The following is a 12,696-nucleotide window of genomic DNA, read 5'->3' as shown; positions in this document are numbered from 1 at the left end:
GCAGCATTGGCGGTGATGGATTTGAAGAAATCGGTGAAATTTATCTCTCTTGGTGGCGGCAATGCCGTTTCGGTAAGCCGGATTGTTTCAATCGTGACGCCGGATTCTGCACCGTCGAAGCGGCTGGTCCAAGAAGCACGGGGAAAAGGCCTGTTGATCGATGCCACTGGAGGAAAAAAGACCAAGTCTATTTTTATTATGGACAGCGACCATGTGGTGATTTCCGCGGTATCTGCTGAAACAGTGATTGCCCGTGCGGAAGAAAATGATGACGAGACGAATGAGGGATAAGATGAGAAAACAACGCGGACTGCTGATCGTATTATCAGGGCCTTCGGGTGTCGGCAAAGGCACTGTAAGAAAAGCGCTGTTCTCGCAGCCGAATACAAATTATGAATACTCCATTTCCATGACAACCCGCTCGCCGCGTGAAGGCGAAGTGGATGAAGTGGATTATTTCTTCAAGACGCGCAGCGAATTTGAAGAATTGATCGAACAGGACCAACTGCTCGAATGGGCGGAGTTTGTCGGGAATTACTACGGCACTCCACTTGAATACGTCAACAAAATGCGCGACGCGGGGCGTGATGTATTTCTTGAGATTGAAGTCCAGGGAGCTGCGCAAGTGCGCGCAAAAGTTCCGGACGGCTTGTTTATCTTCCTGGCGCCGCCAAGTTTATCGGAATTGGAAGAACGGCTGGTCGGCCGCGGCACCGAATCGGACGCCGTTATCGCTTCCCGCCTCCAGGCTGCAAGGCAGGAGCTTGAAATGATGAATTTATACGATTATGTCGTTGAAAACGACTTGGTGGAACACGCATGCGAACGCATCAATGCCATCATTATTGCTGAACACTGCAAACGGGAACGAGTAGAAAAAAGATATTTTGATATGCTAAAGGAGAATGTATAATGTTATATCCATCCGTTGATAAGTTAAAAAGCCAGGTCAATTCAAAGTATTCGCTGGTTGCTCTTGCATCCAAGCGCGCCCGTCAATTGCACGAACACAGCGATGAAAAGCTGGACAAATATGTTTCTGCCAAATCGGTCGGAAAAGCGCTTGAAGAAGTAGCGGCCGGCGTATTGAGACCGGAACATCAAGATGAATTTGCTATTTATGAAGATGAAATTTAACCATTAATCGCAACAGACGACTCCCAGAGCAAACTTGTTCTTTGGGAGTTTGTTGTTTAGAAAGGGTGTTTACGTTGTTGGCGAATCGTAAAATTTTATTGTGTGTAAGCGGAGGGATTGCTGTTTACAAAGCGGTTGCGCTTGTCAGCAAATTGTCTCAGGCTGGAGCAACTGTCAAAGTGATCATGACCGGATCTGCACGGCAATTTGTTCAGCCGCTGTCCTTCCAGGTCATGTCCAGAAACGATGTTTATTATGATACATTCGATGAAAAAGACTCATCGGTCATCGCGCATATCGATTTGGCCGACTGGGCAGATTTGATCCTCGTGGCGCCGGCTACTGCCAATGTCATCGGCAAATTGGCCAACGGCATCGGAGACGATATGCTGACCACGACATTGCTTGCGGCAACGGCCCCGATTTGGGTAGCTCCTGCGATGAATGTGCATATGTACGACCATCCGGCCGTCAAACGCAATATCCAGCAGCTTCATGACGACGGCATCCGTTTTATTGAACCGTCTGAAGGGTTCCTGGCTTGCGGATATGTCGGCAAAGGCCGGTTGGAAGAACCGGAGAAAATCACCGCATTGGTAGCGGATTATTTTGCGCGGCCAAAATTGCTGGCTGGCAGAAAAGTAGTAGTAACTGCAGGGCCGACGCGCGAGCGGATTGACCCTGTCCGTTTTCTTACAAACTTCTCCAGCGGCAAAATGGGCTACGCGATGGCGGAAGCAGCTGCTGAAATGGGAGCAGAGACCGTGCTCATCAGTGGACCGGTCACACTTCCCGTACCAAAAGGCGTCCAGCGGATTTTTGTTGAAAGCGCAGAAGACATGCTGAATGCCGTAAATGCGGAATACGAAACGGCGGATGTTGTCGTCAAAACAGCAGCCGTGGCTGATTACCGGCCAATCGATGTCCATAGCCAGAAAATGAAGAAGCAGGCAGGCGGTTCTACGCTCGAGTTGGAGCGCACTACCGATATTTTGCAGCATCTCGGGAAAACCAAAACCCATCAGCTTTTGATTGGGTTTGCAGCGGAAACCAATGATGTGGCGCATTATGCAAAAGACAAACTGGAACGGAAAAACGCAGACTATATTATTGCCAACGATGTCAGTGAAGCACAGGCAGGATTTGAATCGGATACAAACCGGGTGACCGTTTACGGCAAAGGCGGTTTTGAACAGTCATTCGAGATGATGCCGAAACTGGAGCTTGCACGCCGGCTGCTTGGGCTGATTATGGAAAAGGAAGATTTGCATGATCGCTGAAGTCATCGTCGATGTTGCTGCGCATCCCATTGACCGGCCTTTTGACTATGCCATCCCGCTTCACCTGCAAGTGCTGGTGGAGCCTGGCATGCGCGTAAAAGTTCCATTCGGCCCCCGCAAAGTGCTTGGCTTTATCACCGCGATTAAAGAAACGTCCGAATTTGATCCGGCGCGTTTAAAACCGATCCATGAATTGATGGACGTCGTTCCCGTATTAAATGATGAACTATTGGAAATGGCCAAATGGATGAAAATCCAGACGGTTTGTTTTGAAATCGATGCGCTGCAAGTGATGATTCCTTCAGCGCTTCGGGCAAAATATGAAAAGCGCTTTGTGCTGAATGCTCCGTTGGAAGACATTGCGGAACCGCTCCGCCGTTATTTTGAAAAGCGTCCGTTTGTGCGTTCGCAGGACGCGGTTGAAGTATATGATTTGCTGAAAAAGGAATTGGGCCGGGGAACGATTGTTGCCGATACAGATATTTCCCAGCAGACGGCGGTTAAAAAAGTCCGCATGATCCATATCACGGATTCCCTCGAGAAACTGGAGAGCATTGAAATCCGCCCCAACGCCAAACAGCAAGTAAAGCTGATGGCGTATATGAAAAATCATACAGGGAAAGCGATTGAATCGTCCCGGCTGCAAAAAGAAGCAGGCGTTTCACTGCCCACAATCTACGGGTTGGTGGAAAAAGGCGCGGCTACCATAAATAATGAAGAATCCTACCGTGATCCATTGCTGGAGGCGACCATTGAACAGAAACAGTCGCTCAAGCTTACCGAAGCGCAGCAGACGGCATTTAATGCCATCGAACGGTCGCTGAACACCCCAAAAACTTTCCTTCTTCACGGCATCACAGGAAGCGGCAAAACCGAGATTTACCTTCAGACAATCGATCAAGTGCTGAAAGAAGGAAAAGAAGCCATTATGCTCGTTCCGGAAATTTCCTTGACGCCGCAAATGACGCTGCGCTTTAAAGAGCGCTTCGGCGATCTCGTAGCGGTGCTGCACAGCGGCTTATCGGCAGGGGAGAAATACGATGAGTGGCGGAAAATCCAGCGCGCGGAAGTGAAAGTGGTGGTCGGGGCAAGATCCGCCATTTTTGCACCGTTCCAAAACCTGGGATTGATTATTTTGGATGAAGAGCACGAATCGAGCTACAAACAAGATGATTCTCCGCGCTACCATGCACGCGATGTCGCCATTTGGCGCAGCGAACAGCATAATTGCCCGGTCATTCTTGGAAGCGCTACGCCGTCGCTGGAATCATATGCACGCGCACAAAAAGGGGTCTATGAGCTGCTGGTGCTTGAAAAACGGGCAAAAAACCAGCCTTTGCCGGATGTTCAGATCATTGATATGCGGGAAGAGCTGCGAAACGGCAACCGTTCGATGTTCTCGGTTCCGCTGGCCGAAGCAATCCGTGAACGGCTTGAGAGAAAAGAGCAAGTGGTGTTGTTCCTTAACAAACGGGGCTATTCTTCGTTTGTTTTGTGCCGCGACTGCGGGACAGTCATGCAATGCCCGAACTGTGACATTTCACTTACGTATCACCGCTCAAGCGAATTGATGAAATGCCATTATTGCGGCTATGATGAACCGGTGCCGCATACCTGCCCGGAATGCGAAAGTGAACACATCCGCTTTTTCGGAACAGGTACGCAAAAAGTGGAAGAAGAACTGGCAAAACTGGTGCCGGAAGCGCGCGTACTGCGGATGGATGTGGATACGACCCGGAACAAAGGCGCCCATGAAAAAATCCTGTCGGCGTTCGGGGAAGGGAAAGCGGATATTCTTCTGGGGACCCAGATGATTGCCAAAGGGCTTGATTTCCCGAACATTACTTTGGTCGGCGTGTTGTCGGCAGATACAACTTTGCATTTGCCGGATTTCCGGGCTGCGGAGAAAACCTATCAGCTGCTGACGCAAGTCAGCGGCCGGGCAGGGCGCGATATCTTGCCGGGCGAGGTGTATGTCCAGTCGTATACACCGGAGCACTATGCAATTACGCTGGCAAAAGACCAATTGTACGAACCGTTTTATGACCAGGAAATGTCGATGCGACGAGCAAGCGGCTATCCGCCGTATTACTACGTCGTCAATATCCAGTTTACCCATGAAGACTTGATGACTGTGGCCGGCTATGCGGACCAATCCGTCCGGTATCTTCAGTCCCAGTTGTCAGCCAGTACGATTATAATCGGGCCCTCGGCGTCGCTCATTGCCCGTGTGAACAATAGATATCGCTACCAATGTTTGATAAAATACAAAAAAGAACCGAAACTGGCGGATGTTTTGCAGCAGCTGATTAAAATTTACCGCTCTGAGTGGCTGAAAAAAGGCGCTACGCTGTCGATTGATATGAACCCGACATCCGTGATGTAGAGAAAAGAGGACACCAAATGACTATACTCAATATTGTGAAACACCCGAACGAAATTCTGGAAAAGAAATGCCTGACAGTGACCAAATTCGATAAAAAGCTTGCCGTTTTACTGGATGATATGCACGAAACGATGATAGCCAATGACGGCGTCGGAATTGCCGCACCGCAAGTCGGCGTGGACCAGCGCGTGGCCATTGTTGATTTTGGGGAAGGGCAGGATCCGATTGAAATGGTCAATCCGGAATTGGCGCTTTTTGAAGGCCTCGATACCGATGTAGAAGGCTGCTTGAGCTTCCCGGGGATTTTTGGGGAAGTGGAACGCCCGGATCACATTAAGATCAAAGCCCAGGAACGGGACGGTTCTTGGTATGAACTGGAAGCAGAAGGATACGAAGCGCGTGCAATTTTGCACGAAATGGACCATTTGGACGGCATTTTGTTCACCAGCAAAATCTCAAAATACGTCACTCAGGAAGAGCTGGACGCCATGATTGCTGAAGCGGCTGCCATGGAAGAGGAGGAATCGGTTTGACCAAGATCGTTTTTATGGGGACGCCGGCTTTTTCGGCCCCCATTCTTCGCATGCTCGTAGAAGAAGGCTATGATGTCGTTTCCGTTGTCACACAGCCGGACCGGCCTGTCGGGCGCAAAAAAGTGATGACGCCAACGCCGGTAAAAGAAGAGGCGCTGCGCCTTGGCCTGCCGGTCTATCAGCCCGAAAAACTGAAAAATCCCGAAGAATTGCAGCATGTACTTGATTTGGCTCCGGACTTGATTGTGACGGCCGCTTTTGGCCAGATCTTGCCGAGCGAAGTGCTTGAAGCACCAAAGCTTGGTGCGATCAATGTCCACGCCTCTCTTCTTCCAGCCTACCGCGGAGGTGCGCCGATTCACCAAGCCATTATGGACGGGCAAACTGAAACAGGCGTGACGATTATGTACATGGTCGACCGGCTCGATGCAGGGGACATCATTTCCCAAGTCACAGTGCCGATCGGCAAGACCGACCATACCGGCATCATGTTTGATAAATTGAGCGTGGCCGGCATGGAATTGTTGAAAGAAACTTTGCCTTCCATCATAAATAGAACCAATGAACGGATTCCGCAGAACGAAGTGGAAGTGACTTATGCCCGCAATATTTCCCGTGAACAGGAACGCATTGACTGGGCGTTGTCGGCTGAAGCCATCTACAACCAGGTGCGCGGGCTGCACCCTTGGCCGGTGGCGTTTACGGCGTATAAGGATCAGAACATGAAAATCTGGTGGGCCGAAGAACGGGATTCTGCAAAAAGCGGCAAGCCCGGCGAAGTGCTGGAATTGGCGAATGACGCCATTCTGGTCCAGACGGGCAATGGCGTTTTGGCCATCACGGAATTGCAGCCGGCCGGCAAAAAGCGGATGTCTGCCGCCGATTATTTAAAAGGACCTAAAATCCAGGCAGGAGATTTATTCGAATGAAAAATAAAAAATTACAAGGCAATGTAAGGGATGCCGCTTTTTCAATCCTATGGGCGGTAGAAAATAAGCAGGCATACAGCAATCTGCTGTTGCATCAGACCATTCAAAGCCACGGCATTGCAGATAAAAACAAGGGTTTGCTGACTGAAATCACATACGGCACGCTGCAGCACCAAATGACGCTCGACTATTATTTGGAACCGTACTTGAAAGGGAAAATCGAGCCATGGGTGAAAACATTGCTGCGCATGTCGCTGTACCAAATTGTTTATTTGGACCGGATTCCGGCCCATGCGGTCGTCCATGAAGCCGTGGAAATTGCGAAACGGCGCGGCCATGGCGGCGTGGCTTCAGTGGTCAACGGCGTCCTTCGTTCCGTTCAGCGCAGCGGGGTCCGCTCGTTCAATACGATCAGCGATCCGTATGAAAAGATTGCCATTGAAACGAGCCACCCGGTTTGGATGATCAAACGCTGGGCAGAACAGTTCGGATTGGAAAAAACGCGCGAAATGGCGTTGGAGAACAATAAAATTCCTCCACAGACCGTCCGCGTCAATACCGTACAGGCGACGCCTGAAGAAGTGATTGAAATGCTGGAATCGGAAGGGCTGGAAGCGGTGCAAAGTGAACTGGTTCCTGAATGCCTCATTGTCACGAATGGCCAGCCGGCCAAAACAGCGACTTTCGAAAAAGGCTTTATCACTATCCAGGATGAAAGTTCGATGCTTCCGGCTTATGCCTTGCAAGTCGAACCGGAGATGGAAGTCCTGGACATGTGCGCAGCGCCAGGCGGCAAAACGACCCATATTGCAGAGAAAATGCAGAACAAAGGGCAGTTGTTCGCGATGGATCTCCATCAGCACAAAATCAAGCTGATTGATGAAACGGCGAAGCGCCTTGGCCATACGGTCATCGAAACCGAAGTCGGCGACGGCAAAAAGAGCGTTGAACGCTTTGGCGTTGAAAAATTTGACCGTATCCTGGTCGATGCTCCGTGCAGTGGGCTTGGCGTCATCAAACGCAAACCGGACATTAAATACACCAAAAAAGAAGCGGATTTTGCACGGCTTCAGGAAATCCAATTGGAGCTGCTGGACCAGGCTTCGCAGTTATTAAAACCGGATGGCATCATGGTATACAGCACATGTACGGTTGATTCGATTGAAAACCGGGGAACGGCGGAGAAATTCCTGAAAGACCATCCCGAAATGGAAAAAATCGAAGTGGCCTTGCCGAAAGCTCTTGGGCTTAAGAATACCGGCTTTGTCCAGATTTTCCCGCAGGATTTCGGCGGCGACGGATTCTTTATCTCGGCTTTCCGGAAAATAGCTACGGCATAAAGTGGAGCTTAATCTGTGGGGGTTTCTTTCATTTCCCACTGATTAGTAGGTGGACCGATCGGACTTATACGGTCAGTGGATTTCATGCTTGTAAAAGCGCGATAAAATCCAGGGAATAACAGTCAAGAAACGGGGGAACGGGATTTGTTTCAGTACGTCATGGAAAGTGATACTGGCAGAAAACGCAAAATAAACGAGGACCGCGTTGCAGTCCTTCGGCGGCCGGATGGTCTTTTGCTGGCCATCGTAGCCGATGGAATGGGCGGGCATAATGCAGGGGATATCGCAAGCGAATTGACCGTTTCGACATTGGGAAGGCTTTTTACAGAAGAAAGTTCAGAGGTCCTGTCAACAGTAGATCAGCGCAAAACCTGGCTTTCGCTCAATGTCCAATACGTGAACCGGCTTGTTTATGAATATGCATTGAACCATCCGGACTGCAAGGGGATGGGCACGACACTGATTGCAGCGCTGATTGACCGGTACGACTGCGTGATGTGCCATATTGGCGACAGCCGCGCTTACGTCATTGACGGGGCAGTTGAGCAATTGACGCGCGACCATTCCTATGTCAATGTGCTGGTGGACAGCGGGGAAATCAGTGAGGAAGAAGCGGAAGACCATCCAAAGAAAAATTGGATTGTCAAAGCACTGGGAACCGATCCCGAAATTGACGGGGAAATTCTCCATTTCTCTTTGGAGGATTCTTCCTATTTGTTGATTTGCTCGGACGGTTTAAGCAATAAAATATCAAAAAAAGACATCGCAGCAATCGTACTTTCTGCTATCCCGCTTTCCCAAAAAGGGGAAGAAATGGTGAAACTCGCGAATGAACTGGGAGGAGAAGACAATATTTCGTTTGTCCTTCTTTCCTCAAAGGCTGAGGAGGTATAGCCATGTTGATCGGCAGAAGTATAAATGGCCGCTATAAAATATTGGAATTGATTGGCGGAGGCGGAATGTCAAATGTCTATCTGGCACATGACATGATATTGGACCGCGACATTGCCATTAAAATTTTAAGGTATGATTTTTCAAATGAAGAAGAATTGCAGCGCCGCTTTCAGCGGGAGGCCTTGTCGACGACGAGCCTCGCCCATCCGAATATCGTCAATATATTCGATGTCGGCGAAGAAGCGTCCATCCACTATTTGGTGATGGAGTATGTGCCCGGCAAAACTTTAAAAGAATACATAATCGACCACTCACCTGTGAGCCCTGAAGAAGCGGTTAAGATTATGACTCAATTGACATCGGCGCTCGCTCATGCGCATCAAAACCAGATTGTCCACAGGGATATCAAACCGCAGAATATTTTAATGGATAAGGAAGGCAATGTGAAAATCAGTGATTTTGGCATTGCAATGGCCCTTAGTGCGACTTCCTATACACAGACCAATTCCGTTCTCGGCACCGTCCACTATTTGTCGCCGGAACAAGCACGCGGCGGCACCGCCAATAAGAAATCGGATATTTATTCCCTCGGCATCGTCATGTATGAATTGCTGACGGGGCAATTGCCGTTTTCAGGCGAATCCGCTGTTTCGATTGCGTTGAAACATTTGCAGACCGAAACGCCTTCTTTAAAGAAACTGGTTCCTTCCATGCCGCAAAGCCTTGAAAACATTGTGTTGAAAGCAACGGCCAAAAATCCGCAGCACCGCTATCAGTCAGCAGATGAAATGCAGGAAGACATCGCCACGGCCCTTTTGCCGGAGCGGCTGGACGAAGCGAAGTTCACAGTTCCCGTTGATGCAGATGAAACAAAAGCGATGCCGATCATCAAAGACCGGGTAACGTATGAAAGCATGGAAAAAACGAAAGAACTAAAACCGGCCGCTGCCAAAACAGCGCCATCACCTGCACCTCCGAAGAAAAAGAAGAAAAAAGGACCGTTGATTGCCGGGATTATTGGGCTATTGATCCTTGCAGGTTTGATAACGGCACTTGCTTTCCCTGAAATGTTCGCGCCGAGGCAAGTCGCTGTTCCGGATATTTCCGGAATGGAACGCGATGAAGCCGTCGAAGAATTGCAGGCAATGGGCTTTGTGATCGGAGAAGAGGAACAGCGGCCTTCAGAAGAAATTGAAGAGGGCCATGTGATTCGGACCATCCCGGAAGCAGGCAAAATGCGCGACCGTGAGTCAGCGATTCAATTGTTTGTCAGCACCGGGAAAGAGTCGAGGGAATTCGCCGATTATGTCGGCCGCGACATCGACCAAACGCTGGAAATGCTGGATGGCGAAAATTTCAAATCCGTCGAGCAGGTAGCGGAGTTTTCTGATGAACCGGAAGGAACCATCCTTGAACAGGAACCGAGAGCCGGCGAAGAAGTCATTGTCTCTGAAACAGACGTTGAATTTGTGGTCAGCAAAGGAAAAGATATGCGCACCGTTGAAAATATAACCGGGTATACAGAAGACGATTTAAATGAATACGCCAGGTCTTCTGGCTTTAATATCCGCATCATCGGCGAAGAAGTTTCTGAGAACGCGCCGGCAGGGACCGTCTTGACGCAGAACCCGGCTGCAGACAAACAGCTGGAAGCGGGCAGCACAATTGAAGTGGTTATGTCTTCGGGTAAAGCGGCGCTGCCGCTCAAAACATATATCCATACCGTAGAGATTCCATTTGAACCGGAAGAACCGCCGGCAGAAGGCGAAGAAGCGGCACCGCAGAAAGTGCAGATTTATATTCAGGATCAAAAAAATACAATGGCCGAACCGGTCGAGGAATTCACCATTACAGGAACCGAATCCCGCAAAATTGAATTGCAGATTGCTGAAGGCGGAAGTGCCACATATCGCATTGTCCGTGACGCTACTGTTATTTTGGAAGAAACCATTGCCTATGACAGCGTTGAGTAATGTTAAATGAAAAGGAGTGAAAGCAAGCATGCCGAAAGGTCAAATTAGAAAAGCACTAAGCGGTTTTTATTATGTTCTGGATGAAAATGGGGAACGGTATATCCAGTGCAGAGGCCGGGGAGTTTTCCGCAACCGGCAAATTTCGCCATTAGTCGGTGATTTTGTGGATTACGAAGCTGATAATGATTTAGAAGGAACCATTACAGTTGTCCACGAACGGAAAAATGAATTAGTGCGACCGCCCATTTCGAATATCGACCAGGCCATCCTTGTTTTTTCCGCAAAACAGCCGGACTTCCATCCATTGCTGCTGGACCGTTTTTTGACGGCCATCGAACAGCATGGCATCAAGCCGGTGATTTGCCTGACGAAAATGGATTTATTAAAAGACAACGAAAAAGAGAAATTGGAGCACTTTATAGCAGATTATGAGAAAATCGGCTATGAAGTCATTCCCACCTTTAAAGGAGACCCCAGTTTACAGGAACGGTTGATGCCTGTATTGGAAGGGAAGATCAGTGTATTGGCTGGCCAGTCCGGTGTCGGGAAATCAACGATGCTCAACACGATCCTGCCTGCATTGGAGCTCAAGACGGATGATATTTCCAAAGCGCTGAACCGGGGCAAGCACACGACCCGCCATGTTGAGCTGATTGAAGTGAATAACGGCTTACTGGCCGATACACCGGGTTTTAGTTCTTTTGACTTCGACACGATTGAAAAAGAGGAATTGTCAGGCTGTTTCCCTGAAATGGCAGAACGGTCAAATAGCTGCAAATTCAGGGAATGCCTGCATTTGAATGAGCCGAAATGCGCCATCAAGGCAGCTGTGGAAGCCAACGAAATACCGGAATACCGCTACAAGCATTACTTGAAATTTTTAGAAGAAATAATGAGCCGAAAGCCGAGGTATACAAATGATTAAAATCGCCCCATCTATACTAGCTGCAGATTTTTCGAAATTGGGCCAGGAAGTTCTGGAAGTGGAACAAGCCGGAGCTGATTGGATCCATATTGATGTAATGGACGGCCATTTTGTGCCGAATATCTCTTTTGGCGCCGTTGTGGTAGATGCACTCCGTCCGTTGACAAACCTTCCGTTGGACGTTCACTTGATGATTGAAAATCCCGACCGTTATATCGAAGATTTCGCCAATGCCGGCGCCGATTACATTACGGTCCATGTAGAAGCGGCCCCGCATCTTCACCGCACCATCCAGCTGATCCGTTCACTGGGCGTTAAGCCGGGAGTCGTCTTAAACCCGCATACACCGGTTGAAACGATCCAGCATGTACTGGAAGACATCGATTTGGTTCTGTTCATGACAGTCAATCCCGGATTCGGCGGGCAGAAGTTCATCCATTCCGTCGTTCCAAAAATTGAGCAATTGTCTCAGGTGATCCGTGAGCGAGGATTGGACATCGAAATACAAATCGACGGCGGCATCAATGAAGAAACAATTGTGCCATGTGCGAAAGCCGGAGCGAATGTGTTTGTCGCCGGCTCTGCCATTTATAGCCAAAAAGACCGTGCAGCAGCTTTGCAGGGAATCAAACAGGCGGGAGAAGAGGCGGTAGTGTGATTGTCGTTGTAACCGCCGGAGGTCCTGTGAAGGAGCTTCCCGATTTTTCCTTGTGGCCTTCTGCTGTGTACATCGGAGTGGATGCCGGAACCATCGTGCTGCTGGAGCAGGGCATTCAGCCCGCAGCAGCGGTAGGCGACTTTGATTCGGTGTCGGCAACGGAAATGGCAAAAATTGAAATGCTTTTTCCGGAACTGAACCGCGCAGCAGCTGAAAAAGATGAAACCGATACAGAACTGGCCCTGGAAAAAGCGATGGATTTTTCACCCGAAACAGTCATTGTGACCGGTGTGACCGGCGGCCGCTTGGACCATTACATGAGCGCTCTTCATGCCATCTATAAATACCAGGAGAAATTTCCGGATACCGGCTTCGTGCTGGTCAACCGGCAAAACCGCATCCGTTTTTTGGCTCCAGGCGTTCACCGGATCCAGCCAGATGCGGCATACCGGTACATTTCGTTTTATCCTTTTGCACAGGAAGTCCAAGGCTTTAAATTGGAAAACTTCAAGTACGAAGTGGACGATGAAGTGATTCCGTTCGGCTCCACACGTTTTATCAGCAATGAACTGGAAGCAGAAGGATCTGTTTCCTTTGCAAGCGGCAGCTGCATTGTGATTGAGAGCTCGGACCGGTAGGAA

Annotated in this window: 13 protein-coding genes; all 13 read left to right on the top strand. The window is 49.4% G+C overall.

Features of this window, described 5'->3' with window-relative positions:
• Positions 1–15 precede the first annotated feature (15 nt).
• The 13 genes from QWY22_RS12870 (at position 16) to QWY22_RS12810 (ending at position 12,693) form a co-directional block, all read left to right on the top strand.
• Positions 16–291, top strand: a complete 276-nt coding sequence (locus tag QWY22_RS12870; protein ID WP_036806803.1) for an extracellular matrix/biofilm biosynthesis regulator RemA family protein — start codon at positions 16–18, stop codon at positions 289–291.
• A gap of 1 nt (position 292) precedes the next feature.
• Entirely contained in the window at positions 293–913 is a 621-nt protein-coding gene (gene gmk / locus QWY22_RS12865; protein ID WP_224074934.1) for a guanylate kinase, read from the top strand.
• On the top strand, positions 913–1,137 hold the full coding sequence (gene rpoZ, locus QWY22_RS12860) for a DNA-directed RNA polymerase subunit omega (protein ID WP_036806797.1): 225 nt from the start codon (positions 913–915) through the stop codon (positions 1,135–1,137). Before gmk ends, rpoZ begins: the two co-directional genes overlap by 1 nt.
• 74 nt (positions 1,138–1,211) lie before the next feature.
• Entirely contained in the window at positions 1,212–2,417 is a 1,206-nt protein-coding gene (gene coaBC / locus QWY22_RS12855) for a bifunctional phosphopantothenoylcysteine decarboxylase/phosphopantothenate--cysteine ligase CoaBC (protein WP_300981242.1), read from the top strand.
• A complete protein-coding gene (priA, locus tag QWY22_RS12850; protein ID WP_300981241.1) occupies positions 2,407–4,803 on the top strand; it encodes a primosomal protein N' in 2,397 nt (798 codons plus the stop codon). Before coaBC ends, priA begins: the two co-directional genes overlap by 11 nt.
• Before the next feature lie 17 nt (positions 4,804–4,820).
• The gene (gene def, locus QWY22_RS12845; protein ID WP_300981240.1) at positions 4,821–5,336 is read left to right on the top strand and encodes a peptide deformylase; all 516 of its coding nucleotides are present in this window, start codon (positions 4,821–4,823) and stop codon (positions 5,334–5,336) included.
• Positions 5,333–6,265, top strand: coding sequence for a methionyl-tRNA formyltransferase (gene fmt / locus QWY22_RS12840; RefSeq protein WP_300981239.1), 933 nt, complete (start codon positions 5,333–5,335; stop codon positions 6,263–6,265). Before def ends, fmt begins: the two co-directional genes overlap by 4 nt.
• Positions 6,262–7,605: a 16S rRNA (cytosine(967)-C(5))-methyltransferase RsmB gene (gene rsmB / locus QWY22_RS12835; protein ID WP_300981238.1), complete on the top strand. Its 1,344-nt coding sequence runs from the start codon at positions 6,262–6,264 to the stop codon at positions 7,603–7,605. Before fmt ends, rsmB begins: the two co-directional genes overlap by 4 nt.
• A 144-nt stretch (positions 7,606–7,749) precedes the next feature.
• A complete protein-coding gene (locus QWY22_RS12830; protein ID WP_300981237.1) occupies positions 7,750–8,499 on the top strand; it encodes a Stp1/IreP family PP2C-type Ser/Thr phosphatase in 750 nt (249 codons plus the stop codon).
• Between the two features lie 2 nt (positions 8,500–8,501).
• Positions 8,502–10,472 carry a Stk1 family PASTA domain-containing Ser/Thr kinase gene (gene pknB, locus QWY22_RS12825; RefSeq protein ID WP_300981236.1) on the top strand — a complete coding sequence of 657 codons (1,971 nt, stop codon included), beginning with the start codon at positions 8,502–8,504 and terminating at the stop codon, positions 10,470–10,472.
• Between the two features lie 28 nt (positions 10,473–10,500).
• A complete protein-coding gene (rsgA, locus tag QWY22_RS12820) occupies positions 10,501–11,397 on the top strand; it encodes a ribosome small subunit-dependent GTPase A (protein ID WP_300981234.1) in 897 nt (298 codons plus the stop codon).
• Positions 11,390–12,055, top strand: a complete 666-nt coding sequence (gene rpe / locus QWY22_RS12815) for a ribulose-phosphate 3-epimerase (RefSeq protein WP_300981233.1) — start codon at positions 11,390–11,392, stop codon at positions 12,053–12,055. The genes rsgA and rpe overlap by 8 nt, the downstream gene beginning before the upstream one ends.
• Complete coding sequence (locus tag QWY22_RS12810; RefSeq protein WP_300981232.1) at positions 12,052–12,693, top strand: thiamine diphosphokinase; 642 nt, start codon at positions 12,052–12,054, stop codon at positions 12,691–12,693. Before rpe ends, QWY22_RS12810 begins: the two co-directional genes overlap by 4 nt.
• Positions 12,694–12,696 lie beyond the last annotated feature (3 nt).

The sequence above is a fragment of the Planococcus liqunii genome (assembly GCF_030413595.1).
In the GTDB taxonomy this organism is placed as follows: Bacteria; Bacillota; Bacilli; order Bacillales_A; family Planococcaceae; genus Planococcus; species Planococcus liqunii.
This window is presented reverse-complemented; position numbering and strand designations above follow the sequence as displayed.

Excerpts from the sequence above, each read along its gene's own strand:
- QWY22_RS12870 (WP_036806803.1), top strand. The coding sequence starts at position 16 with ATGGATTTGAAGAAATCGGTGAAATTTATCTCTCTTGGTGGCGGCAAT.
- gmk (WP_224074934.1), top strand. The coding sequence starts at position 293 with ATGAGAAAACAACGCGGACTGCTGATCGTATTATCAGGGCCTTCGGGT.
- rpoZ (WP_036806797.1), top strand. The coding sequence starts at position 913 with ATGTTATATCCATCCGTTGATAAGTTAAAAAGCCAGGTCAATTCAAAG.
- priA (WP_300981241.1), top strand. The coding sequence starts at position 2,407 with ATGATCGCTGAAGTCATCGTCGATGTTGCTGCGCATCCCATTGACCGG.
- def (WP_300981240.1), top strand. The coding sequence starts at position 4,821 with ATGACTATACTCAATATTGTGAAACACCCGAACGAAATTCTGGAAAAG.
- rsmB (WP_300981238.1), top strand. The coding sequence starts at position 6,262 with ATGAAAAATAAAAAATTACAAGGCAATGTAAGGGATGCCGCTTTTTCA.
- pknB (WP_300981236.1), top strand. The coding sequence starts at position 8,502 with ATGTTGATCGGCAGAAGTATAAATGGCCGCTATAAAATATTGGAATTG.
- rsgA (WP_300981234.1), top strand. The coding sequence starts at position 10,501 with ATGCCGAAAGGTCAAATTAGAAAAGCACTAAGCGGTTTTTATTATGTT.
- rpe (WP_300981233.1), top strand. The coding sequence starts at position 11,390 with ATGATTAAAATCGCCCCATCTATACTAGCTGCAGATTTTTCGAAATTG.